The sequence below is a fragment of the Pedobacter miscanthi genome (assembly GCF_032678605.1).
Classification (GTDB): Bacteria; Bacteroidota; Bacteroidia; order Sphingobacteriales; family Sphingobacteriaceae; genus Pedobacter; species Pedobacter miscanthi_A.
Genome location: NZ_JAVTSU010000008.1, coordinates 250,144 through 273,493, shown reverse-complemented (window position 1 = coordinate 273,493; position 23,350 = coordinate 250,144). Strand labels below are relative to the sequence as shown.

The window sequence follows — 23,350 nt, the reverse complement described above, 5'->3', positions numbered from 1 at the left end:
TTATTTAGTTGAAATATCTAATTTATTAGTTGTTTGACTAATTAATTAGTTTTATGTTTGAATTATATTTTAATTCAAACATAATATGCTATTTTCAAAAACTAAATGTTTCAATTTCCTGATTTTTCTATTGCTTTTAAACCCCATTATCAGTTTCGGGCAATCACTTAATACACAGGTAAAAGGAACAGCTGCTGACGAAAACCGTTTGCCGCTTCCTTTTTCGCAGGTAAGCTTAAAACAGGGTACAGATTCCGTTACGGTACAAACGCTGTTATCTGATGAGAAAGGAAGCTTTCAGCTAACAGCACCTTTGGCAGGGAAGTATTTTGTGGAAGTAAAAATGATGGGCTATCATACCGGAAATTCAAAAGTTTTTGAAGTTTTAAATAAAGAAACGATAGATCTTGGCCTGCTACAGTTAAAGCCCCAAGCTAAACAACTTGGCACCGTTAATATTTCTGGTGTACTTCCTTTTGTAGAGCGCAAGGCCGATAAAATTGTTGTTAACCTGAACGGTCTTGGTGCCGGCGCACCAATTTTGGATGTGATGAACCAATTACCGGGTGTTACTGTTACGCCTGATGACCGCCTGAGTTTAAACGGAAGAAATGTACAAGTTTATATTGATGGAAAAGCAACAACACTTTCTGCAGATGCCCTTGCAGGTTTGTTAAAGGGAATATCATCTGCCTCCATCCAAAAAGTAGAACTTATTGCACAACCATCAGCCAAATATGATGCCGCCGGAAATGGAGGAATCATTAACATTATACGGAAGAAGAATTACAAAGCAGGTTTAAACGGGAATGTGTATGGTGGTGGGGGTAAAGGGCAGTTTGGTAAGGCCAATGGTGGAGTAAACCTGAACTATAAAGGCAAAGCTTATAACCTGTTGCTCAATATGGATTATAACTATAACCGCTATTTTAATAACAGCGATATTACTTCTACTTTTCTCAATCCCAATGGAAGCATTTCCGGCATCTCTGTTTCTAAGCTTACCAGTACAAGAAATAATACCATTTATACCCCAAATTTAGGCTTAGATCTTTATCTCTCCGAAAAAACTACGTTATCTGCTTCCATTAAACCGGGTTACCAACTTTTTGAAAAGGATGCCGAAGCCAATATCCGTTCTACTGGCCCATCAGGGAATTTTACAGCGGGATCTAATTTTCTTAACCTGGTACATACGCCATCTACGAATTTTTCTTCAGGAGTTCGTCTCCAACGGCAAATTGATACTGCAGGAAGAGAATTTAGCGCAGATTTTGATTATTACCGCTATAGTAATATTAATGAGCAGGATAACAGAACGATTGAATTATCCGAAAATGGGAATATGCTTGCCGAGACACCCAGTAAACTTAAACAGGATAGGGGATTTGATGTATATGCTGTAAAAATCGATTATACACATCCCATGGCAAAAGGTAAAGAGATCACCATGGGACTAAAATCTAGCTATGTGGTATCAGACAATTCAAATGAATCACTTATTGGTGTATCCGGTGGGATTGATCAATCAGATACATTTCTTTACCGTGAAAATATTTCGGCCGGCTACATTACCTATGGCCGAAACGCAAAGAAGTTTTCCTATCAAATCGGGCTTCGTGGCGAACATACCTGGGGTAAGGGTAACCAGCAAAATGGGATGGGGGCTATAGGCCGGAATTATTTTAATATTTTTCCATCATTTCATGGCGAATACAAAATTGCGAAAAACCATAGTTTATCATTAGGGCTTAATAAAAGGATCGAGCGACCGGGATACGAAAATTTAAATCCACTGGAACGCATTGTCAGTTCGAATAATCTGCAGCAAGGGAATCCGAATTTATTACCTGTGTACGCTTATAACGCCGATTTTTATTACAGTTACAAAAGTGATTTTTGGTTTGGCCTTACCTATAGTTTAAGCTTTGATGATTTTACTTCTATAAGTGTTCCACTTGGAAATGGAGTTGTATCAGTAAAGCCGGGCAATGCAGATTATTCAGGTTATAAATCGGCTCAGCTTGCATACAATAAGCAGGTATTGCCATACTTATTCACTTCTACCGTTCTTACCTTATCCCGAAGATCGTTTAAAGGTGAATTAAACGGAGAACTGTTACAAAATAATGGGATTACCGCCTTGTCTGCTACATCTTACAACAGCTTTTCATTAACAAAGAATTTTTCTCTATCGGTACTTTTCAACTACAGGGGTAAAAGTATGGAACGTAACATCATTAATAACCCATATACCTATCTTACAGCGGGAACACGTTACAGCTTTCTTGCTAAAAAGGCATACGTGCAGTTAAATTTTGTCGATATTTTTAAATCGTATAAAAATATATACCAGCAGAATAGCGGTCCAGTGCTTCAGCTTTGGCAAAATCAGTTCGAAACACGAATGGTTAAGCTAAACCTGAGTTATAGTTTTGGCGGAGCGATTAAAAACACCAAAAAAAGCAATAGTGCAGAAGACGAAAAAAAACGGACTAATATGAATGAAAATTAATAAATCTGTAGATTTTTTAATCGTACATTTTAACATGCACTTGTCGGTTTTTAACAATAACAGATTTTTTTAACGGTCTACCTTTGAGGTATAAATTTTTAAAGATATGTCAGCTATTAAACCAAAATCAGTTGCCGGAATTTCCATTCCAGATAGTGCCATTGCCAACCAGGCTACCGAACTTTTATTGGAACACGGAACCGAATTTATTTACAACCACTCTTTGCGTGTGTTTCTTTTCTCCGCCTTAAATGGAAAAAGAAATAACCTTAAATATGATGCTGAACTGTTGTATGTCAGCTCGGTATTTCATGATCTGGGCCTTACTAAGAAGTATAGCAGTGCAGATTTGCGTTTCGAGGTTGATGGTGCAAATGCGGCCAGGGATTTTTTAAAAAGCCATGGTTTGCCTGCAGCATCTTTACAACTGGTTTGGGATACCATTGCCCTGCATACCACCATTGGGATTGCCGAACATAAAGAAGCTGAGGTGGCATTAATGTACAGTGGCGTTGGTTTGGATGTAATGGGCGAAGGTTATGAAAATCTTTCAGCATCCAATCGATTGGAAATAATAGAGGCTTTTCCCAGGAACGATTTTAAGAAAAAGATTATCCCAACATTTTTTAGTGGTTTCGAACATAAAACTGAAACCACTTTTGGCAACATTAAGGCGGATGTATGTGCTTACATGATCCCAAATTTTCACCGTAAGAATTTTTGCGATTGTATTTTGCATTCACCCTGGAGTGAATAAATAAGTGTCGCCATTTCGACCGGAACTTTTTTAAGCAGACCGTCATCTCGATTGAAGCGTAGCGGAATGGAGAGATCTATATCGAGACAGATTTCTCGACTCCGTTGCATTTCCCTCGAAATGACGGGACTTTGGGATGCCTTTTTAAACCCCAATATTAACAAAGTGCAACCGGTAATCCTGAGGAGAAATAGCAGTATTTTTTTTAAAAAAATGGCTAAACTGATCCGGGGAGCTAAAATTAAGCTGATAGGCGATTTCTTTTACCGGTTTTGATGAAAATTGGAGTGCACGTTTGGCTTCAGCAATTAATTGACCGTTAATAAGGTCTTTGGCTCCTTTACCACTGCATTTTTTAGCGATTTCGGTTAATTTTCTGGCCGATATGCCCATTAAATCTGCATAATCTCCAACTTCATGCGAACTTTGATAATGCTGGCTGACTAATTCGATAAAATTACGGTAAAGTTTGTTTTCGTGGTGATCAATTCCGGCTGTTAATACGGCATTTACATTTGCAATTTTAATCATGATGATTTTCAGATAAGCCGCAAGGGCATCTAATTTATTCACATAATCTGCCGAAGTAAATTCATTATGCAAACTGCTAAACAGTGTAATTAACTGTTGATAATCATTTTCGTTTAAGGAAAGTTGCTGGTTGTTTGCCGCATTATTAAACAGTACTGCTTTACAGTTGTTGGCACTTGATGGGCTTCTTTCCCAAAAACAATCCCCGAAAAGCAATTCAAAACCCGAAAATTTAGTGTTTTCATTCAAACGGATAACCTGTCCTTTTGCCATTAAAAAGATTTCCCGGCCAGTTAACTGGAAAATCTGATCATCAATCTGAATTCCTCCTGAACCTTCTGACAGGAGTAAAATCCGGTGATAAGCCAGCCGATGTGCGCGTGTTTCTACACCAAAATGATCCTTAAAATGGTTAATAGAAAAGGAATCCTTTATTTCTTTTTCGAGTTTAACGTGCAACAACCCTTTTGTCATGATCTATACCGCATGATCCAAAGATAAATAATCCAATTTATTTATTATTAACACAGGCTTTAAATGGCAATTGGATGTTCGGTTGCTTTAAGCAATTCTTTGCTTCTAATTCGGCTTAAAGTTTCTAACCGCATGCCCAAATAACTGGCCAGGTAACGGAGCGGAAGTTTATTCAAATCGATTTTTTTGGTTTCGTCTAGTTTCCTGTACCTGCGCAGCGCATTAGGGATCCGGGCCAGGATTGATCTTTCGGAAGCCGCGTAATAGTGTAAGTCCAAAAGTTTTCTGCCAATAATATTGGCTTCTTCGAAATTGGTATAAGCATATTCAATCAAGGTATAAGGTACCCGGATCAGTTTACAATCTTCGAGTGCCTGTAAATACTCAACAGAGTGGTTTGGTTGAAGGTCAGGGTGACGAATGGCGCCAACAATATTGTTCCCGAAACAGAACCAGGTCGTAATATCTTTATCGCTATCTTTTATAAAGCCCCGCACAATACCGCTTACCACAAAATACAGTGCTGCATTACTATCAACCGGAGAAATAATATGTTTATTTTTCTTAACCGTTAAAAGTGTACACTGCTTTGCGTAATGCGCCGCAAGAATAGGAGAGATGGGATGATATTGCTCCATATATTTAATAAGAGGTTGAACAAAAGAGCTGCTGTCGGGATTGGGCACCATATCAAAAGGTTTAGGTCAAAAAAAGGGATCTTAGAATATATAATATACAGAAAAACTTGCATGCTTTGATAGCTATCTGTATTAATGGTTTAATATGCCGTTAATTTCATCAGGATATTCCTGTTAGGTTTAAATACATACGTTGAATTGGTGGAGAAGGTTTTCTGTGTATTTAACTATAAAATTGATTATGATATGCCAAAATGGAATTAAGCTTTTCATTTTGGTAGGGTATAGTTAAAATGATCATGATCCCGAAAAAAAAATAAAGGCCAAAGGTTTATTTAAAATGCGACTGACCTCCTGTTAAAGATTTGCGGTATCTGTTTTGTAATAGGCGCGGCATGAAATTTTAATCATCATGGATAACCAGATCATTTTTGTACGTATCGCCAATCATGGAGATGCACCTTACGCAGAAGAAATTATAACAGAAACAGAACAATCGGCCATTATACGTGGCTCAGGGATTGCCAAAAGAACGGCAGCGTCAGTAATTGAAAAAATGACAGCGGGTAAAGCTGTTATTGCCTTAACCAATACCGGAGAGTGGGTGGGTTTTTCTTACCTCGAAACCTGGGAAAATGGCCGCTTTGTTTCCAACTCAGGCTTAATTGTCGCCCCAAAATTCAGGAACTCAGGTGTAGCCAGATCAATTAAAGACAGGATCTTTAAAATGTCGAGAAGATTATACCCCAATTCAAAAATCTTTAGCATTACCTCTGGTCCGGCCATTATGCGGATGAATTCCAAACTAGGTTTTCTACCGGTCAGTTTTGCCGAGATCACACACGATGAGCATTTTTGGGAAGGCTGTAAAAGCTGTGTAAACTATGATATTCTGGAACGCAAGAAAAAATGTAACTGCCTTTGCACCGCCATGCTTTTCGATCCAGAATATTTTATAGATGCACAGCCGGTAGTGTATCAGCAAGCAGAAATTTACCAGGAAGTTGCCCATTCTTAATCACTAACCACCTCATCATGAATACCATTAGTAAAATGCACCTCACCGAAGGTCCTGATCTTAACCATTTATATCAGGAATCGGTCGAACTCCTTTCTACATTGATCACCATTCCTTCATTTAGCGGTGAGGAAAGGCGCACTGCCGACCATATTGAATCTTTCTTGAATCAACATGGTGTTAACACGTTAAGGAAGCACAACAATGTTTGGTGTTATAATAAATACATAGAGGCGTCAAAACCAACCATTCTTTTAAATTCCCACCACGATACGGTAAGGCCGAACGGCCAATATAGCCGTGATCCTTTTAGTCCAACAATTGAAAATGAAAAATTATATGGCCTGGGCAGTAATGATGCCGGCGGGCCGTTGGTATCGTTAATCGCTACATTCCTTTATTTTTTTGAGCGGAAAGATTTGCCTTTTAACCTATGTTTAGCTGCCACAGCTGAAGAAGAAACTTCTGGTGAGTTGGGTATCCGTGATATTTTGAACGACGTTAAAGAAATATCTTTTGCCATTGTTGGCGAACCCACCTGTATGCAAATGGCCATTGCCGAAAAAGGATCGATGGTGATCGACTGTATTGCTAAAGGCAGATCAGGCCATGCGGCGAGGGAAGAGGGAGATAATGCCATTTACCGTGCCTTAAAGGATATCGACTGGTTTAAAAGTTACTCATTTCCCATTATGGATGGTGAACCACAGCCTGTAAAGATGACGGTGACCGAAATTAATGCCGGGATTCAGCATAATATTGTTCCCGGCGAATGCAGTTTTACGGTTGATATTCGTTTCGACCATAATTATACTGAAAAAGAAATTGTAAATACCATCATCAACCATACTTCGAGTGATTTTACCTTGCGGCCGAACGTATTAAAACCTTCTTATATCGATATTCTGCATCCTTTGGTGGTTGCCGGACTTACACTGGGCAGGCAAACCTATCTTTCTCCAACAAGTTCCGATCAGGGCTGGCTGGATATGCCATCGGTTAAAATGGGCCCAGGCAATTCTGCACGATCGCACACGGCAGATGAGTTTATTGGTGTTGAGGAGATTGAAGAAGGCATTAATATTTATATTAGTTTGTTGGAGTCTTTGGATTTGGAGCAAGGTAAGTAGGTTTCATTCAACACCATCTGTCATTGGTAGCGCTTAGAATTTTGCAAATACATTGGAGGTTTAATGACAGTGCGTAGAATCGTCATTGCCAGCCCGACTGGCAATCGTAATGCCTTGGTAGGGGTTGCAGGTTGCATTAAGATTAGCTTCGCTGAGCACTTCGTGGTTCCCGCGCTGCGCGGGAATGACGACCATTCTTTAGAATCTGTCATTGATAATGCAGTAAAGAATCTCTAAGCGATGAAACACAGTATTCAATTACCCTACGTTCAAAGCTATAGGGTAATTTAAGCAATTCCTAATACAAAACAGATTCTTCACTGCGTTCAGAATGACAGTTACCTGGTCTTAGCGTCTCGCTAAGGCTAATTTTTTGCTACAGAAACTCCCTCTCTAAAACCCTCTCTAAAAGCGGCGTCCTCTCGATTGTAGCGCAGCGGAATGGAGAGATCTATCTTGAGATAGATTCCTCGACTTCGTTGCAGCCGACAGCCTGCCCCGATTTTCGACGAAACAATCTTACAACGATTTCTATTTTCAAACGCTTTAAGATTGTTTCGTCGTTCCTCCTCGCAATGACGAATTAAGTTTCCCCACAATGAAAAAAACCTTTCCAAAATGGAAGGGTTTTTTTATGTCTGAACTTAAATAAGAAAGATGTTTTTTATGTAATCATCTGTTTATTAATTAATTAAACTGTTATTTTCTTTTGTTGGTACAGGTTTGGCTAATGGCATACAAAATCATTAGAATCATGACCATACTACTTTTATTAATCCTCGCTCTGCTCTGCTGGGCTACTTACAAATCAATCGACTGGTTCGAAAAAATCTAACATTATGATCGCATTATTCATTATCGCCATCGCCGTATTTATTTATATGATCTACGTGCTGATCAAACCCGAAAAATTTTAATCTTTTCTCCTTAGTGGAGAGCAATTAACAAATCAAAAAATGAACACTGAATTAACAGGCATTATTGCCACCTTCCTGCTTACCCTGGTTATCGCAATACCATTGGGTAAATACCTGGCCAAGGTTTTTGCAGGAGAAAAAGTCTGGACAGATTTTTTAAAGCCATTGGAAACTGGTATTTATAAGCTTTCCGGAATTAACGTAAAAGAACAAATGAACTGGAAACAGCAGATGAAAGCCCTGCTTACCATTAATATATTGTGGTTGTTCTATGGCTTTTTCGTACTCATCTTTCAGGACAAACTTCCGTTTAATCCGGATGGAAACCCTGGGATGACACCTGATCTGGCCTTTAACACCATTATCAGCTTTGTTGCCAACTGTAACCTGCAGCATTATTCGGGCGAGAGTGGCGTAAGTTACCTCACCCAGCAGTTTGTACTGATGTTTCTTCAGTTTGTAAGCGCGGCAACAGGTATCGCTGCTGCAGTGGTATTCTTTAAAGCTTTTAGAGATAAAACAACTACCCAATTGGGTAACTTCTGGGAGTTTTTTGTAAAATCGATTACCCGTTTATTATTACCATTATCGCTTGTAATAGCCTTAATCTTAACTTTTAACGGCACACCTGCAAGTTACGAGGGTAAAGACAAATTTATTTCTTTACAGGGCGATACCGTAAATGTTTCGAGAGGCCCGGCAGCGCAAATGATTGCCATTAAACACTTAGGTACAAATGGTGGAGGCTATTTCGGCGCCAATTCGGCACACCCATTCGAAAATCCAAGTTACGTGACTAACATGACCGAAATTATTGCACAAACCATTATTCCATTGGCCATGGTGATTGCCTTCGGGTTTTTTATCCGCAGGAAAAAACTGGCCTGGACCATCTTCGGTGTAATGACGATTGGTTTCTTTATGTTGCTCCTGCCAACAATAAGCTCCGAATTGGGCGGTAATCCGGCTTTAGCTAAAATGGGTATCTCGCAAGCTACAGGTGCAATGGAAGGTAAGGAAGTACGTTTCGGCCCTGCAGCTACCGCTTACTGGAGTACCTTAACTACTGTAATTTCTACAGGCTCGGTAAACGGAATGCACGACAGTACGATGCCTTTAACCGGTTTATGGCAATTGTTGGCCATGATGATCAACTCGTTTTATGGCGGTTGTGGTGTAGGTTTATTAAACTACTTCATTTACCTGATTGTTGCCGTATTTATTTCGGGATTGATGGTGGGCAGAACGCCAGAGTTTCTTGGTCATAAAGTAGAGGCAAGGGAGATTAAAATCGCCGCCATTATTACGTTGTTAAGTCCGTTTTTAATCCTTGCCGGTACAGCCATTGCCAGTTATGTTTTTACCAGTCATGGCAATGCCGCCTGGGCTGTTCAGCCTAAAAACTGGCTCAATAACCCTGGTTTTCACGGATTTTCAGAAATGTTGTATGAGGTAACTTCATCCAATGCCAACAATGGTTCGGGCTTTGAAGGGCTTGGCGATAACAATATCTTCTGGAATTTATCAACCGGTATTGTGATTTTCCTTGGCCGTTTCTTACCGATTATCGGTCCGGTGGCGATTGCTGGATTATTAGGTGCCAAAAAATTCATCCCTGAATCGGCCGGTACACTTAAAACAGATACCAAAACCTTTGCCCTGATGACTTTTGCGGTAATCCTGGTATTAAACGCATTATCTTATTTCCCTGCACTGGCACTAGGCCCGTTAGCAGAATACTTTACCATGCTTAAATAAAAATACAAATGAAACCCAATAATAAATTGTTCGAACCTGCCTTGGTGCAGACCGCACTAAAACAATCTTTCATTAAACTTGATCCAAGGGCGATGGTTCGCAACCCGGTCATGTTTACCGTAGAGATCGGAACCCTGGTAATGGCTTACGTTACAGTATATTCTTTCAGCCATAGCGGTCAGGGATCGCCTTTATATAACTTCTTTATCTTTTTGGTGCTATTACTTACTGTGCTGTTTGCAAACTTTGCCGAGGCCATTGCCGAAGCAAGAGGTAAAGCACAGGCAGATAGTTTGCGTAAAACAAGAGAAGAAACACCTGCTAAAGTGCTTTTGGCAAACGGAACCATCGAGATCCGTTCATCTAACCAGTTAAAAAAAGGAGATATTTTTGTCTGCGAAACAGGTGACACCATCCCAACCGATGGAGAAATTATCGAAGGGATTGCCACTATTGACGAATCGGCCATCACTGGTGAATCTGCACCGGTAATCCGCGAATCGGGTGGTGATAAATCTTCGGTTACAGGCGGTACAAAAGTTTTATCTGATGAAATTAAAGTGCAGGTAAGCACAGCTCCGGGCGAAAGCTTTTTAGATAAAATGATTGCATTGGTTGAAGGTGCATCCCGTCAGAAAACACCGAATGAAATTGCCTTAACCATTTTGTTGGCTAGTTTTACCCTTGTATTTATCATTGTATGCGTAACCCTGAAACCTTTTGCCGATTACGCCAATACACCGATTACCATCGCTGCGTTGATTTCGTTATTTGTATGTTTAATTCCAACCACCATCGGCGGACTTTTATCTGCCATCGGTATCGCCGGGATGGACAGGGCATTAAGGGCCAATGTAATTACCAAATCGGGTAAAGCAGTAGAAACTGCCGGTGATATTGATGTACTGCTTTTAGATAAAACCGGAACCATCACCATCGGTAACCGTAAAGCAACCAATTTTTACCCAACTGCAGGTGTAAACATTAAAGCTTTTACCGAAGCCTGTGTATTAAGCTCTTTGGCGGATGAAACCCCGGAAGGAAAATCAATCATCGAGTTAGCTGCTGTGCAGGGTGGTAAATCTGCCGGAACACCAGAGGGATCTACATTTATTAAGTTTACTGCCGAGACCCGTTCGAGTGGGTTAGATACTGCTGATGGAAGAAGGATTAGAAAAGGAGCATTTGATTCGATCAGGAATATCGTACAAAAAGCAGGAAATAATTTCCCTTCCGATATCGAAAACCATGTAAAAAACATCGCTACCAATGGCGGTACCCCATTAGTGGTGTCTGAAAACGAAAAAGCGCTTGGCGTAATCGAATTGCAGGATATCATTAAACCGGGCATCAGTGAACGTTTCGAACGCCTGCGCAAAATGGGTGTAAAAACAGTAATGGTTACCGGTGATAATCCTTTAACCGCTAAATACATTGCTGAAAAAGCAGGTGTTGACGATTTTATCGCAGAGGCTAAACCCGAAGATAAAATGAACTACATTAAAGATGAGCAGGCGCTAGGTAAACTGGTGGCCATGATGGGCGATGGTACCAATGATGCCCCTGCTTTGGCACAGGCCGATGTTGGTGTAGCCATGAACAGCGGCACACAGGCTGCAAAAGAAGCCGGTAACATGGTGGATTTGGATAACGACCCTACCAAACTGATCGAAATTGTAGAAATCGGTAAACAATTGTTGATTACCCGAGGTACCCTCACCACTTTCTCTATCGCGAATGATGTGGCCAAGTATTTCGCCATCGTTCCTGCCTTGTTTATTGCGTCTATTCCTGCTTTGCAAAGCCTGAACATCATGGGCTTGCATTCTCCGGAATCAGCAATTATGTCGGCGGTGATTTTTAACGCCATCATTATCCCGATCCTGATTCCCCTTGCTTTAAAAGGTGTGGCCTATAAACCTATCGGTGCAACCGCTTTATTACGCCGTAACCTGTTTATTTATGGTATTGGTGGTGTAATAGCGCCATTTATAGGCATTAAAATAATCGATTTATTGGTCGGATTATTTGTGTAAAGAAAAATGTCATTCTGAGCGCAGCGAAGAATCTGTAAGCGATAGGGAAGTATCTAAAATCTGGCACTGCCTAATTGGTTAGAGATGCTTCGTGCCTCAGCATGATAGCAATGAAAAATTTAAAATAATAAAAAAATGAAAAAGTACATCATTCAATCCATCCGCTTAACACTTGTATTATTGGTGTTGTTATGCGTAGTATATCCTATTACTGTGGCCTTTATCGGTAAAATGTCTAAAGGAAATGGAGGAGGAGAAAAAATCACCAAAAACGGTAAAATTGTGGGCTATGCCTTATTGGGACAATCGTTTACCAAACCGCAATATTTTTGGGGAAGACCATCGGCAGTTGCCTACAATGCAGCAGGTTCGGCAGGTTCTAACAAAGGCCCATCTAACCCCGATTATTTAAAAGAGGTTCAAACCCGCATTGATACTTTATTGAAATACAATCCGGGCCTTAAAAAATCAGATATTCCTGCCGATATGGTTACTGCCTCAGGAAGCGGACTTGACCCTAATATTTCAGAACAAGGGGCAGCCATTCAGATCCAGAGAGTTGCTGCAGCCCGTAATATCGATGTGAAAAAGGTGAAGGAACTTGTTGCCATGAATACCCTTAAACCTTTCATGGGTGTATTTGGCCCTTCATCAGTAAATGTGCTGAAGTTAAACCTTGCGCTTGATAAGCTTTAATTGAAGCTTTTCCTCCCAAAGCCGTCATTGCGAAACCAATTTTTCATTGGTTGAAGCAATCTTTATAGAAAGCTTATGATAGCAAAAAAGATTGCTTCGTCATTCTTCCTCGCAATGACGACCGCGAGGGAGCTTTAACAAAAACAATTTCCCAAAAACAATAACAATAGCGATGCATTTGGTCCCTGTAACAAAAGAGAGCCTCATGCTTTGCCCAATACAAAACAATCAGATAAAATGAAAAAACTATTATTACTTGCCGCGGCACTTACAACAACAATCTTCGCGAAAGCGCAGGATGAACCTAAAATTAAAGTAAGCGGATACCTTGAGGCCTATTATGGATACGATTTTAATAAACCTGCTGATCATAATCGCCCTGGGTTTATTTATTCGCATAACCGAGCAAATGAGGTGAACCTGAACCTGGGTTTTATTAAGGCTGCTTACGATAGCGGAATGATCAGGGCCAACTTAGCTGTAATGGCCGGAACGTATACCAATGCCAATCTTGCTGCCGAACCTGGCGTTTTAAAAAATATTTTTGAGGCCAATGCAGGAGTAAAATTATCGAAAACAGAAAACCTATGGATTGATGCAGGAATTTTTTCGTCCCACATTGGTTTCGAAAGTGCCATTTCTAAAGATTGCTGGGTACTTACTCGGAACATTGCTTCAGAGAATACCCCTTATTACGAATCGGGTGCGAAAATTACTTATGGTACCAAGGATGGAAAATTTACGGCTACCGCATTGTATTTAAATGGGTGGCAGCGCATTACCCGCCAGAATGGTAACAATAAACCTGCCGGTGGACTACAATTAGCCTGGAAACCAACCAGTAAAATCACGGTAAACTATAGTAATTACCTGGGTACCGAAGGTGCTGATTCGGTTAGGGTAAACAGGTTTTACCATAATATTTATGGTATCTACCAGGTTACCGATAAATTTGGCGTAACCCTTGGTTTTGATTATGGAACCCAGCAAAAACAAAAAGGCAGCAGCGATAAAAATGAAGTCATTTCTCCGGTAGTCATTGCGCAATACAAATTTGCCACAAAATGGGCCGTTGCCGGTAGATTCGAATATTATGAAGACAAAAACGGAATTTTTATCGCCACCGGAACACCTCAGGGTTTCAAAACTAAAGGTTATTCGCTAAACCTTGATTACTCACCAATCACGAATGCAGTAATCAGGTTAGAAGCAAAAGCTTACGATAGCAAAGATAAAATATTTGCAAGGGAAGGTGCTGCGGTTAATGCCAATGCTAGCCTTACGGCAAATATAGCGGTATCTTTTTAGTTCCCCCAAGTTTTCGTCATTGCGAGAAGGCTTTTTCAGCCGACGAAGCAATCTTATAACGATCGCTATCTGGCGTGCGCATTAAGATTGCTTCGTGCCTCGCAATGATGACCCTTTTATTGATTTTGTCAATCGTAGCCTAGCGCAGTCGAGATGACGACACTTTATAAACAAGACTTTGTAAAAACCAATAAACAATGCATCCCTACATAGAAATCTTATTCAGTCTGTTTTTAGCATTCCTTGGCATGTTAATGATGAGAAAATTAAGCTCGTTAAACAATAGGCGAGCATATTCGGTAAAAAAAAGTTATGCCACAGAAAAATATTTTAAGCTGCTTTTTAACAGGATTTCCTTTAGATTTATGATGGTATTATTCACATTGGTGATGATTATTGCTATTACCCTTTTGATAGAAAACGGAATCATGAGCGTTAGCTGGTAAATACCATGGAAGAACAAAAAGAAGAATCGGTAAAGCATTTTTTGGATCTGGTGAAAAAATCCAGACGTGGGAAACTGAAAATTTATATCGGTATGAGTGCAGGTGTGGGTAAAACTTACCGCATGTTGCAAGAATCTCATGCATTGTCGCGCAACGGGGTGGATATATGCATTGGGTATGTAGAAACCCATAAAAGGGCAGAAACACATGCCTTGCTTGAAGGACTTCCGATTGTAGAACGCCGAAAGATCTTTTATCGCGGGAAGGAAATAGAAGAAATGGACCTGAAAGCGATTCTGAACCGCCACCCCGAAATTGTAATTGTTGATGAACTTGCGCATACCAATGCCGAAGGCAGCAAAAACAGCAAACGCTGGCAGGATGTTTTCGATCTGCTGGAAGCAGGCATCAGCGTAATTTCGGCCGTAAATATTCAGCATTTAGAAAGCATTAACGAAGAAATTGAACAGATTACCGGAATTGTAGTTACTGAACGCATTCCTGATAAAATTCTGGAACTTGCCGATGAAATTGTAAACATCGATCTTACTGCCGATGAACTGGTTACCCGTTTAAAGGAGGGTAAAATTTACGATCAATCGAAGATTGAGCGGGCATTGGGTAATTTTTTTCAGCCGGATAAAATCCTGCAGTTGCGCGAACTGGCCCTTAAAGAGGTGGTGCACCAGGTAGAACGGAAAATCCAGACTGAAATTCCAAAATCAATTAAACTCAGGCCCGAACGCTTTTTGGCTTGTATCTCTTCTAATGCAGAAACAGCGGGTGTGGTGATCCGCAAAACGGCAAGGCTTGCTTCTTATTACCGTTCGCCATGGATCGTATTGTACGTACAAAGCGATAGCGAAAGTATGGAACGCATTAAACTGGATAAGCAGCGCCACCTGATTAACCATTTTAAACTGGCTACCGAATTGGGTGCAGAGGTGATCAAAGTAAAAAGCAATGCCATTACGAAAACCATTATTGATATCGCCACTGAAAAAGAAATCACCACCATTTGCATCGGCAAGCCCCATCTTAATATTTTTCAGGTGATTTTGCGTACAGCCGTTTTTAATGGCCTGTTGAAAAACCTGGCCATGAAAGATATTGATTTAGTGATACTTTCTTAGAAGTTAATCATCATTGCCCCGATTGGGAAGCTTATGTTAATGTATTTTGCATTAAGATCCCCGCCTGCGCGAGGATGACGCAGGAGAGGATTATGCGCGGTCGTCATTCCCAACTTGATTGGGAATCTTAATGCTTTCGCTGATTTATTTGTTGCATTAAGATTCCCGCCTGCGCGGGAATAACGACCATTCTTTAGAATCTGTCATTGATAGCGCAGTTGAAGGATCTGCGCAACAATACAAAGATTCTTCACTGCGTTCAAAATGACAAACAGTTATAGTATCGACCGTACCAATCCTCCTTCTACCCTGATGGCTGCGCCATTGGTGCCGGAGGCTAAAGGGCTCGAATAAAAAGTTACTGCATTTGCAATTTCGCTTACATCCAAAAAGCGTTGTAATAATGAAGTTGGGCGCATATTTTTAAAGAAATCAGCCTCTACTTGTGCTACAGAAATATTTCCTTTTTTTGATAAATCCTCAATAAAAGCGCCAACGCCTTTTGATTTGGTCGGGCCAGGCAAAATGGAGTTAACGGTTACTTGTGTTCCTTTGGTGAGTTCTGCCAAACCGCGGCTAACGGCTAGTTGTGCTGTTTTAGTCATGCCGTAATGGATCATTTCATCAGGGATGAATACTGCAGATTCACTGGAAATGAAGATAATCCGCCCCCAATTTTTCGCTAACATTTTAGGGAATAACCCGCGCGACAAACGGATGCCGCTCATTACGTTTACTTCAAAAAACCTAAACCAGTCTTCATCGCTGATTTCTTCAAAAGCTTTTGGTTCAAAAATACCTGCATTATTAATCAGGATATCGATTTCAGGGAGTTGCGCAATCAGCTTGCTTACTTCTTCTGCATTCGAAAAATCGGCAGCTATACCCGAAACGGTTCCAATGCCTGCAATACCTTCCAAAATTTTTACAGCATCATCTACACTGCCTTGCGATCGGCCGTTGATGATTACGTTTACACCTTCTTTTAACAAACTTTCGGCAATTGCGAATCCAATACCTGCGGTAGAGCCACTTATAAAAGCTGTTTTATTCTTTAATTGTAAATCCATTTTTTGTTTTTTAATTCATGTTGATGATCAAACAGTATTGTCCTGAGGGATATACAAACTGAACAATTTTTCGACGAAAAAGTGTCATCAGAATATGCTAAAATAAATTACTGCCTCTATATAATCGGGGCATCATTTTTGAATAAACAGAGATTCGGAAAATAAAAATGAATCTAAAACGTAATCAACCCTAAAACCACTATGAAAAAAACTGCAATTGCCCTCCTACTTGGAGTGGCCCTGGTTTCTTGTAAAAGCAAGGAAAAGAAAACAGAAGAAAATCCTAAAGACAGTATTTCAAAAACAACAACTGTTGAACAACCGAAAATTAATGGAAGCGTTACCACCACAATTGTTAATTGGGATAGCATTCCCGAAGCAAAAGAAATTGGCAACTATCCATTTTTTAAGCCCTCTAAAGAATTTAAAATTTTAGATGAAAAAGACGGACTATCTGAAGTTTTTGAAAATGAAAAACTGGAGAACTATACAGGTAAGGATGTTTACACTGCAGAAGGAAAACTTGGTATATTGGTTTTTGAAAATGTAGATGGACAACATTTCAGCACAAGGTTATTTGAAAAAAATATTGAAGATTATATCGCTAAAATAGGTGCCAAACAATTATATAAAGGTAATTATCCGGCAAATGAAACAGCTAATGAGGCTTTAAGAAATAAACTGAAAGAAAATTTATGGAGCGGTAAGCACCGTACAACCGGTTTATCAGATGATGAACCTTTTGCCGTATATGCTTTTAAGAATAATGGTAAAAAATATGTGGTTAATGTACAGTTTAACTCTGCGCAGGGGGAAATTTTTATTATGGAGCTGAAAGAATAATAAACTGTTGTTAAAAAACAAAACAGACCTTGCTGATGCAAAGTCTGTTTTATTAACTGTTTTTCGGTAGGTGTTGTATTAAGAACAAGCTCCCGTGCATATTGTTTTAAAAATGTGAAATAAACCGCTGCTATTTTAGGCTGTTTCCAATTTAACCAAACGTCTGATCCTGCCAAAGCGTTTTTCAAGTTTTACAGCCTTTTCTTCCAATAATGGCTTGTTGATTAGTTTGCCACCTTTAAGTGTTGCACCTATTAAAATGCCACCAGAAATTAATACAAAATTTTTAATGATATACTGTCCCAGAAGCGTTGGAACCAGTACAGAATGATGAAAGGTTTCGTGCGGAAAAAAGATTAGTGGAAGAAATGTTCCGGCCATTTGCATGTACAACAAAATGAGGGTAAGTCTGAGCCATGCTTTAGTAATTAAGCCCAAGCCAATAATACATTCCCAAATGGCCAGTATGGGCATGGATGTGGATGGCTTTACCCATCCAAAAGTGAGTCTGAGGATAGTGCGGCCTGCAATTTCTTCAGCAGAACTCATGCCCGGAAAAAATTTAAGCACGCCAAACCAAATGAATATAATACCGAGGCAGATCCGCAAAATATTGATGCCGTTCCGTGCCTTCCAGGCCACAATTCTTGCTTCTGTTTTTCCGCTGATACTGAACATGTTTTTAGGTTTTAGTATCAATACATACGGGGATTAACGATGCATAGTTTACTTCAAAAAGGGGTTACTTACGCTTTTGGGATGTTAAAGCATGTCCATATCTTTTTTAGAAGCCTGGTTAAATTCTAAATCTTTGGTTAAATTTGTTAAAGATCTGTGGAGACACAGATCAGGGTACGCTAGTTGCCCTTGCTTAACTGATGATCGACCTTTTTGAGCAGATCGAAAATATCAAAAGGTTTGGCAATAAATTCTTCGGCCTTGCAATTGTGTCGCATTTCGCTGAGGCCTGCATGGGCACTCATCATCATAATGGGAATAAATTTGGTGGCTTCGTTGTTTTTCAGGTCATCGCAAACAGCTAAACCATTACCATCCGGAAGCCTTACATCCAGTAAGTATAAATCCTGCGATGCTTTATCTTCAAAAGCCATAAAGTCTTTCACATTTGAGAAACCATATACTTCATATTGTTCATCGGTCAGTATCATTTCGATAATCTCACGTATTCCCTCATCATCCTCCAATAAACATATCTTTTTTCCCATAATATAAAATTCCTTTACCCATTAAGTGATTAGCAATAAAACGTAACACTAAACAACGGATAAAGTTTTATATTGTTGATGTTTTACTAAACAAATAAAAAAACAGGGTCAAAAATGGTTTAAATCTGCTTTCTGATCCTCGATAAAGATTGTGGGGTTATGCCCAGGTAAGAAGCCGTATCGGTTAAGGAAACACGGCGGGCAATATCGGCCTGCCTCGTTATAAATAAACGGTATCTGTTGGTAGAATCCTGTCCTAAATAAGCATTCCGGACATTAATTTTATTGATCAGGGCTTGTTGGGTAATCTGATCGATTAGTGCCTGGAGATCGGGCACCTGTTGGTACAGGTTTAATAGCGCCACTCTGTTTATCTGCAATACTTCGCAACTGCAGGCCGCCTGGATCCATTCTTCTGCCGGCACCTGGTTATGAAAGCTGTTTAGTATCGTGCAAAACTGATTTTCTTTTAAAAAATAATGGGTTATTTCATTCCCTTTTTCATTGCGGATCACGATCCTGAGCACACCATCAACAATAAAAAAAAGCTCTTTATTAATCGTGCCCGGTCTGGAGAGTTCTTCTCCTTCTTTAAATATAACGGGTTTAAAAGCGGCTTCGATGTATTTTTCTGCCGCTGCTGAAAATGAATGGTGCTGTTTCAGGAAATGGATAAGTGAATTTGGCATTGCTATCGGTGGAACTGAATGGGACAAAAATATAAGCTGATCGATTTTACCAATTGGTAAGTAGATTGGCAACCAATATCCTAAAATTTGCATTCAAATTACAACATCATGAAAATAAAAGCAAATGAATTTACACTGGAAGGCAAAACAGTAATCATATTGGGCGGTAGCTCGGGTTTAGGATTGGCAACAGCAGAAGCCGCAGCGCATGAAGGTGCAAAGGTAGTTATCGTTTCTGGTAATCAAAACAGGATAAACGCAGCCTTAAAATCTCTGCCGGAGAATTGCAGTGGTCTTGCTGTAGATTTGGGTAAAGAAGAAAATATTAAACAGTTTTTTGATTCGGTTGCACCTTTCGATCACCTGGTATATACAGCGGGCGAAAACCTGACTTTGCATGCCATTGATGAAACTGATATTGAAGCTGCCCGTCAGTTTTTTAACTTAAGGTACTGGGGTGCTTTCGCTGCGGTTAAATATGCCTCGAAGAAAATTAAAGCGGGTGGTTCTATTAATTTAACTGGTGGAACGGCCAGTCCGAGGCCAGGCGCCGGTTGGGCCATAGCAGCCAGTATCTGTGCTGCAATGGAAGGTTTTACGCGGGCAATGGCGGTAGAACTGGCTCCCACGAGGGTAAATCTGGTAGCACCGGGTGTTGTTAAAACCAATTTATGGAACAGCATGAGCGAAGCAGACCGAAATAGCCTGTATACCAATGTTGGCGAAAGTTTGCCTGTAAAACGAGTAGGAGAGGCCAGTGATATTGCGCAAACCTTTTTATACACCATGAAACAGCAATACAGCACCGGACAGGTTATGTATGTTGATGGTGGTTCGGTACTGGTTTAACGTGTTCGGCAAGTAAAAAATCTTCATTTCGACCGCAGTGGAGAAATCTTTGAACTATGTCCGAAGATTTCTCCATTTCGCTACCGATAAAAATTGGTATAGGGTACAATATCGTGAGATAGCTATCTGATCGAAATGATGATTTATCGTCCAGTTTTAACCATTAACTAACTTGTCGTTTCACTGCCTTAAGCTGGGTAGCCAATAATACGCCACCGAGTGCTGCCGTTAAAAACACTCCTTCAAAAATCCATAAGCGTTTTTTCTTTTTTAAGCCTTTGTAAAAAGAATGTGCTGCAATAACACCAAGGCCAATAAATTCCATGTTTCTTTGCGTCCGTTTCGAAGGGTCTTTGCTCTTAATTAAAGCAATGCGCAGCAGTTCATCAATTAAACTGAGGTTTTTGGAAACACCTTTTCTAATCTGTTTTTTGCTTGCAGAAGCGCCTAGTTTTTTGGCTGCTGTTTGTAGTCCGGTAGTGGTAATTTCGTTAATTAAACGTGTTTTGGTCTCTTTTTTTTCCATATCGCTTTCCATTGGTACTATTATTTCAACTCAACTTCCGGGATATAGTTTTGATAAAATAAGAAAAATTGTGATTACTTCCTCCTTTCATTCTTGTAAATTGGTGTTGTATCAAGCGAAATTCAGGGTTTTTAACCACAGATGTACATAGATAAACACAGATTCTTATATCTGTGTGCATCCTTTTTTATCTCATGATAATCGGGACATGTAGTGGTTAAATTGACATTGAGCTATTATTAGTATTCAATTGGTTTCGGTTGCCGATAATGAACCTTTGTGGCGTAAACGAGAAAAATTTTATCCACCACCTTTTATCCGGTTCTGAATGTCATCATCGCCATTTTTACGCTCCTTTATATTGAAAGTATTGCCAAAACGGTAAGAAAAGGATAACATCACTCTTCTGCCATCAACATTTACATGGCTGTTCATATCGATGTTCTGATAACGGGTAAACTGTTTGTACTGGCTCGATTGAAAAATATCGTTTACCAACATTTTAAGGTTGGCTTTATCTTTGAACAGGTTTTTTTGAAATGCTGCCGATACGGAATGATATGCTTTTTCGGTAGAGATGCCGTAAACCGATTTCGAATTGAAATAGGCATTTAACTCCGCACTATATCCACTACCTAATTTAAACGAATTCTGCGTATTGATGGTAAAGCTGACCTGGCTGTTTTTAAATGCTCCGGATTCATCGCCGCCACGATATACATGATTATAAATGTTGGCAAAATTGGTGGCTGTCCACCAGTTAAAATAATTGGTTTGACCGGTAAAACTGATGCCATAATTTACCAGGCTTTTCAGGTTTTGCGGACGTTCGTAGGTGGTATTCAGGGTATCAATCTGGCCCGTTACCCAGGTAATTACACCAGTGGTGCGACTATAATTTAAAGCGGTGGTGTATTTGGCTTTAAAAACATGGCTTAAAACAATGTTCTGCGTAAGCTCTGGTGTGAGGTAAGGATTTCCTTCGTAATATAAAAGCGGATCTCTAAATACCCTGAAAGGATTTAAATCGCCATAATCCGGCCGTTGGATCCTCCTGCTATAAGCTAGCTGAAACTGGTTATTTTCTCCGGCAGTTTTGTTCAATGCCACATTGGGGAATAACTGAAAATAATTTCTTTTAAGTACAGCGCCTGTAGTTACCTGATTGCCTAAAGTGTGGGTATATTCTCCCCTCAAACCTAACTGTACAGTAAAGGTTTTAAACTCGCGGTTCAGGTTAAGGTAGGCTGCATGGATTTGCTCTTCGTATTTAAAATAATTGCTGCTGCTCGGATCGTAAACCCAGGCACCATCAGCTAAATTTTGATAAAGGAGGTTATTATCAGCATTAATGAAAGCACTTTTTATACCGCCGTCTATTTTTATGGCCTTCCCCGGTTGATCGCTATAATCTACCTTGGCCACATATACATCGGTTTTGGCCGGAACATAACCTTTTCTATTGCTGGTTTTGGCTGGTGTTGAGGCATTTGGCGCGGTATAGGTATCTAAATTTAATTTTGAAGTAAAACTGTTGCCTGCAAAATCTACATCCGCACTTAGTGTTCGGGCTTCCTTTTTAAACTTGCGCAGGTAATTAAGGTTATAGGTAATATTACTCCAGTTTTGCTGATCGTAATTGGTTGTCGCCATTTCCGATTGGATCACACCACTTTGGTTCTGCAAGATATTGCTGGTTTTACTATCATGAAGGTACTTGCCAATGTTTCCGTTGATTAAAAATCCGAGGGTGTTTTTTTGATCGATATCTACATCCATCCCTGCACGGAAATTGTTGGTATTTAAAGGTTCGTTGGTTTCGGTATGTTGATTGGAAATGCGGTCGTAATTGCCTGTTACAATGCCATTGGTATAAAAGCGCCGGCTAAAATCGAGGTATTCGGTTTCGCCACGGTAAGTGTAATTGTAACTTCCAAAAACATTAACACCAGCATTTTTATAGTTAAGACTGAAACCAGAGCCGTATCGTGCCTTCCTTCCTGCACCGCCATTAATACTAACCGAGCCATTTAAGCCTTTCATCTGGCTTTTCTTCATCACAATGTTAATGATGCCCGCATTACCCGCAGCATCGTATTTGGCAGAAGGATTGGCCATAATTTCTATTTTAGAAACAGAAGCCGAGTTTGTGCCTTTTAGCAATACAGCTAATTCGGCAGGCGAAAGGTAGGTGAGTTTTCCGTTGATCATAACATTTACACCGGTCCTCCCTTTTAACGAAATTTTGCCTTCATCATCAACTTTAATACCCGGCGCACGCTGCAACAATTCTAAGGCAGTATTACCTGCTGATAAAATGCTGTTTTCTACATTAATGGTCATTTTATCAATGCTTTGTTCAATTACTTTTTTCTGAACGGAAATATTTACGGAGTTTAAGGTTTGGGCATCCTCCATCAGTTTTAATTTGCCCAAAATCACCATACTGCGCTGCGCCGTGAGCTGGATAATATTGGTATGGTGGGTAATATAGCCCATGTTCGAAATTTTAATCCGGTATTTACCGTGTTGCAACGCAGGGAAAGAAAAACGACCTAAAGAATCGGTTAAAGTTCCTTTTATGCCCTTACCTTCTTCATTTTGCAACGCAACAGAGGCAAATTCAACAGGGCTGCCATTTTCCATTACCACGGTTCCATTAATTGCCGGATCGGATTGTGCGAAAACCTTATTGCTGGTTAAAAAGCAGAGTAAAAGCAAAAAAATATAAGGCAGTAGTTTACTAACATCAGGTTTTTTACCTGATGCAAGGGATATAAATTTGTACAT

General features: G+C 39.9%; 20 protein-coding genes. 12 read left to right on the top strand and 8 right to left on the bottom strand.

The window, feature by feature from the left end; translation table 11 throughout:
* The first annotated feature begins 85 nt into the window (after positions 1-85).
* Both R2R28_RS14205 and R2R28_RS14200 read left to right on the top strand, forming a co-directional pair.
* Positions 86-2,515, top strand: a complete 2,430-nt coding sequence (locus R2R28_RS14205; RefSeq protein ID WP_316826344.1) for an outer membrane beta-barrel protein — start codon at positions 86-88, stop codon at positions 2,513-2,515.
* Positions 2,516-2,621: 106 nt separating this feature from the next.
* The gene (locus R2R28_RS14200) at positions 2,622-3,272 is read left to right on the top strand and encodes an HD domain-containing protein (RefSeq protein ID WP_316826343.1); all 651 of its coding nucleotides are present in this window, start codon (positions 2,622-2,624) and stop codon (positions 3,270-3,272) included.
* A gap of 144 nt (positions 3,273-3,416) precedes the next feature.
* Here R2R28_RS14200 and R2R28_RS14195 read toward each other — a convergent pair whose 3' ends face one another.
* On the bottom strand, positions 3,417-4,277 hold the full coding sequence (locus R2R28_RS14195; RefSeq protein ID WP_316826342.1) for a helix-turn-helix domain-containing protein: 861 nt from the start codon (positions 4,275-4,277) through the stop codon (positions 3,417-3,419).
* Positions 4,278-4,336: 59 nt separating this feature from the next.
* Complete coding sequence (locus R2R28_RS14190; protein ID WP_316826341.1) at positions 4,337-4,915, bottom strand: Crp/Fnr family transcriptional regulator; 579 nt, start codon at positions 4,913-4,915, stop codon at positions 4,337-4,339.
* Between the two features lie 412 nt (positions 4,916-5,327).
* On the opposite strand from R2R28_RS14190, the gene R2R28_RS14185 reads away from it, so the two are divergent.
* From R2R28_RS14185 to R2R28_RS14150, 8 genes are all read left to right on the top strand, one after another.
* Positions 5,328-5,933 carry an N-acetyltransferase gene (locus tag R2R28_RS14185; protein WP_316826340.1) on the top strand — a complete coding sequence of 202 codons (606 nt, stop codon included), beginning with the start codon at positions 5,328-5,330 and terminating at the stop codon, positions 5,931-5,933.
* A gap of 17 nt (positions 5,934-5,950) precedes the next feature.
* A complete protein-coding gene (locus tag R2R28_RS14180) occupies positions 5,951-7,063 on the top strand; it encodes a M20/M25/M40 family metallo-hydrolase (RefSeq protein ID WP_316826339.1) in 1,113 nt (370 codons plus the stop codon).
* Between the two features lie 839 nt (positions 7,064-7,902).
* Entirely contained in the window at positions 7,903-7,980 is a 78-nt protein-coding gene (locus R2R28_RS14175; protein WP_082035969.1) for a potassium-transporting ATPase subunit F, read from the top strand.
* 39 nt (positions 7,981-8,019) lie between these two features.
* Positions 8,020-9,738 carry a potassium-transporting ATPase subunit KdpA gene (kdpA, locus tag R2R28_RS14170; protein WP_316826338.1) on the top strand — a complete coding sequence of 573 codons (1,719 nt, stop codon included), beginning with the start codon at positions 8,020-8,022 and terminating at the stop codon, positions 9,736-9,738.
* 8 nt (positions 9,739-9,746) lie between these two features.
* Positions 9,747-11,774, top strand: coding sequence for a potassium-transporting ATPase subunit KdpB (kdpB, locus tag R2R28_RS14165; protein WP_316826337.1), 2,028 nt, complete (start codon positions 9,747-9,749; stop codon positions 11,772-11,774).
* Positions 11,775-11,909: 135 nt separating this feature from the next.
* A complete protein-coding gene (locus tag R2R28_RS14160) occupies positions 11,910-12,470 on the top strand; it encodes a K(+)-transporting ATPase subunit C (RefSeq protein WP_316826336.1) in 561 nt (186 codons plus the stop codon).
* 237 nt (positions 12,471-12,707) lie between these two features.
* Complete coding sequence (locus R2R28_RS14155) at positions 12,708-13,778, top strand: porin (protein ID WP_316826335.1); 1,071 nt, start codon at positions 12,708-12,710, stop codon at positions 13,776-13,778.
* A 451-nt stretch (positions 13,779-14,229) separates the two neighbouring features.
* Positions 14,230-15,357, top strand: coding sequence for a sensor protein KdpD (locus R2R28_RS14150; RefSeq protein ID WP_316826334.1), 1,128 nt, complete (start codon positions 14,230-14,232; stop codon positions 15,355-15,357).
* Positions 15,358-15,632: 275 nt separating this feature from the next.
* Here R2R28_RS14150 and R2R28_RS14145 read toward each other — a convergent pair whose 3' ends face one another.
* Positions 15,633-16,427: an SDR family oxidoreductase gene (locus tag R2R28_RS14145; protein ID WP_316826333.1), complete on the bottom strand. Its 795-nt coding sequence runs from the start codon at positions 16,425-16,427 to the stop codon at positions 15,633-15,635.
* Positions 16,428-16,628: 201 nt separating this feature from the next.
* Between R2R28_RS14145 and R2R28_RS14140 the strand changes: the two genes are divergently transcribed.
* Entirely contained in the window at positions 16,629-17,270 is a 642-nt protein-coding gene (locus tag R2R28_RS14140) for a hypothetical protein (RefSeq protein WP_316826332.1), read from the top strand.
* Positions 17,271-17,405: 135 nt separating this feature from the next.
* Here R2R28_RS14140 and R2R28_RS14135 read toward each other — a convergent pair whose 3' ends face one another.
* The 3 genes from R2R28_RS14135 to R2R28_RS14125 form a co-directional block, all read right to left on the bottom strand.
* Complete coding sequence (locus tag R2R28_RS14135) at positions 17,406-17,948, bottom strand: DoxX family membrane protein (protein ID WP_316826331.1); 543 nt, start codon at positions 17,946-17,948, stop codon at positions 17,406-17,408.
* Between the two features lie 179 nt (positions 17,949-18,127).
* The gene (locus R2R28_RS14130) at positions 18,128-18,496 is read right to left on the bottom strand and encodes a PleD family two-component system response regulator (RefSeq protein WP_316826330.1); all 369 of its coding nucleotides are present in this window, start codon (positions 18,494-18,496) and stop codon (positions 18,128-18,130) included.
* A 119-nt stretch (positions 18,497-18,615) separates the two neighbouring features.
* Entirely contained in the window at positions 18,616-19,185 is a 570-nt protein-coding gene (locus R2R28_RS14125) for a Crp/Fnr family transcriptional regulator (protein ID WP_316826329.1), read from the bottom strand.
* 108 nt (positions 19,186-19,293) lie between these two features.
* On the opposite strand from R2R28_RS14125, the gene R2R28_RS14120 reads away from it, so the two are divergent.
* Positions 19,294-20,034 (top strand): SDR family oxidoreductase, encoded by a 741-nt coding sequence (locus R2R28_RS14120; RefSeq protein WP_316826328.1) that lies wholly within the window; start codon positions 19,294-19,296, stop codon positions 20,032-20,034.
* Between the two features lie 163 nt (positions 20,035-20,197).
* Here the strand turns inward: R2R28_RS14120 and R2R28_RS14115 are convergent, their stop codons facing one another.
* Positions 20,198-20,560 carry a hypothetical protein gene (locus R2R28_RS14115; protein WP_316826327.1) on the bottom strand — a complete coding sequence of 121 codons (363 nt, stop codon included), beginning with the start codon at positions 20,558-20,560 and terminating at the stop codon, positions 20,198-20,200.
* A gap of 300 nt (positions 20,561-20,860) precedes the next feature.
* Positions 20,861-23,350, bottom strand: a complete 2,490-nt coding sequence (locus R2R28_RS14110) for an outer membrane beta-barrel family protein (protein WP_316826326.1) — start codon at positions 23,348-23,350, stop codon at positions 20,861-20,863.

Coding starts and splice junctions, on each gene's coding strand:
- R2R28_RS14205 (WP_316826344.1), top strand. CDS start 86: ATGCTATTTTCAAAAACTAAATGTTTCAATTTCCTGATTTTTCTATTG.
- R2R28_RS14200 (WP_316826343.1), top strand. CDS start 2,622: ATGTCAGCTATTAAACCAAAATCAGTTGCCGGAATTTCCATTCCAGAT.
- R2R28_RS14195 (WP_316826342.1), bottom strand. CDS start 4,277: ATGACAAAAGGGTTGTTGCACGTTAAACTCGAAAAAGAAATAAAGGAT.
- R2R28_RS14190 (WP_316826341.1), bottom strand. CDS start 4,915: ATGGAGCAATATCATCCCATCTCTCCTATTCTTGCGGCGCATTACGCA.
- R2R28_RS14185 (WP_316826340.1), top strand. CDS start 5,328: ATGGATAACCAGATCATTTTTGTACGTATCGCCAATCATGGAGATGCA.
- R2R28_RS14180 (WP_316826339.1), top strand. CDS start 5,951: ATGAATACCATTAGTAAAATGCACCTCACCGAAGGTCCTGATCTTAAC.
- R2R28_RS14175 (WP_082035969.1), top strand. CDS start 7,903: ATGATCGCATTATTCATTATCGCCATCGCCGTATTTATTTATATGATC.
- kdpA (WP_316826338.1), top strand. CDS start 8,020: ATGAACACTGAATTAACAGGCATTATTGCCACCTTCCTGCTTACCCTG.
- kdpB (WP_316826337.1), top strand. CDS start 9,747: ATGAAACCCAATAATAAATTGTTCGAACCTGCCTTGGTGCAGACCGCA.
- R2R28_RS14160 (WP_316826336.1), top strand. CDS start 11,910: ATGAAAAAGTACATCATTCAATCCATCCGCTTAACACTTGTATTATTG.
- R2R28_RS14155 (WP_316826335.1), top strand. CDS start 12,708: ATGAAAAAACTATTATTACTTGCCGCGGCACTTACAACAACAATCTTC.
- R2R28_RS14150 (WP_316826334.1), top strand. CDS start 14,230: ATGGAAGAACAAAAAGAAGAATCGGTAAAGCATTTTTTGGATCTGGTG.
- R2R28_RS14145 (WP_316826333.1), bottom strand. CDS start 16,427: ATGGATTTACAATTAAAGAATAAAACAGCTTTTATAAGTGGCTCTACC.
- R2R28_RS14140 (WP_316826332.1), top strand. CDS start 16,629: ATGAAAAAAACTGCAATTGCCCTCCTACTTGGAGTGGCCCTGGTTTCT.
- R2R28_RS14135 (WP_316826331.1), bottom strand. CDS start 17,948: ATGTTCAGTATCAGCGGAAAAACAGAAGCAAGAATTGTGGCCTGGAAG.
- R2R28_RS14130 (WP_316826330.1), bottom strand. CDS start 18,496: ATGGGAAAAAAGATATGTTTATTGGAGGATGATGAGGGAATACGTGAG.
- R2R28_RS14125 (WP_316826329.1), bottom strand. CDS start 19,185: ATGCCAAATTCACTTATCCATTTCCTGAAACAGCACCATTCATTTTCA.
- R2R28_RS14120 (WP_316826328.1), top strand. CDS start 19,294: ATGAAAATAAAAGCAAATGAATTTACACTGGAAGGCAAAACAGTAATC.
- R2R28_RS14115 (WP_316826327.1), bottom strand. CDS start 20,560: ATGGAAAAAAAAGAGACCAAAACACGTTTAATTAACGAAATTACCACT.
- R2R28_RS14110 (WP_316826326.1), bottom strand. CDS start 23,350: ATGTACAAATTTATATCCCTTGCATCAGGTAAAAAACCTGATGTTAGT.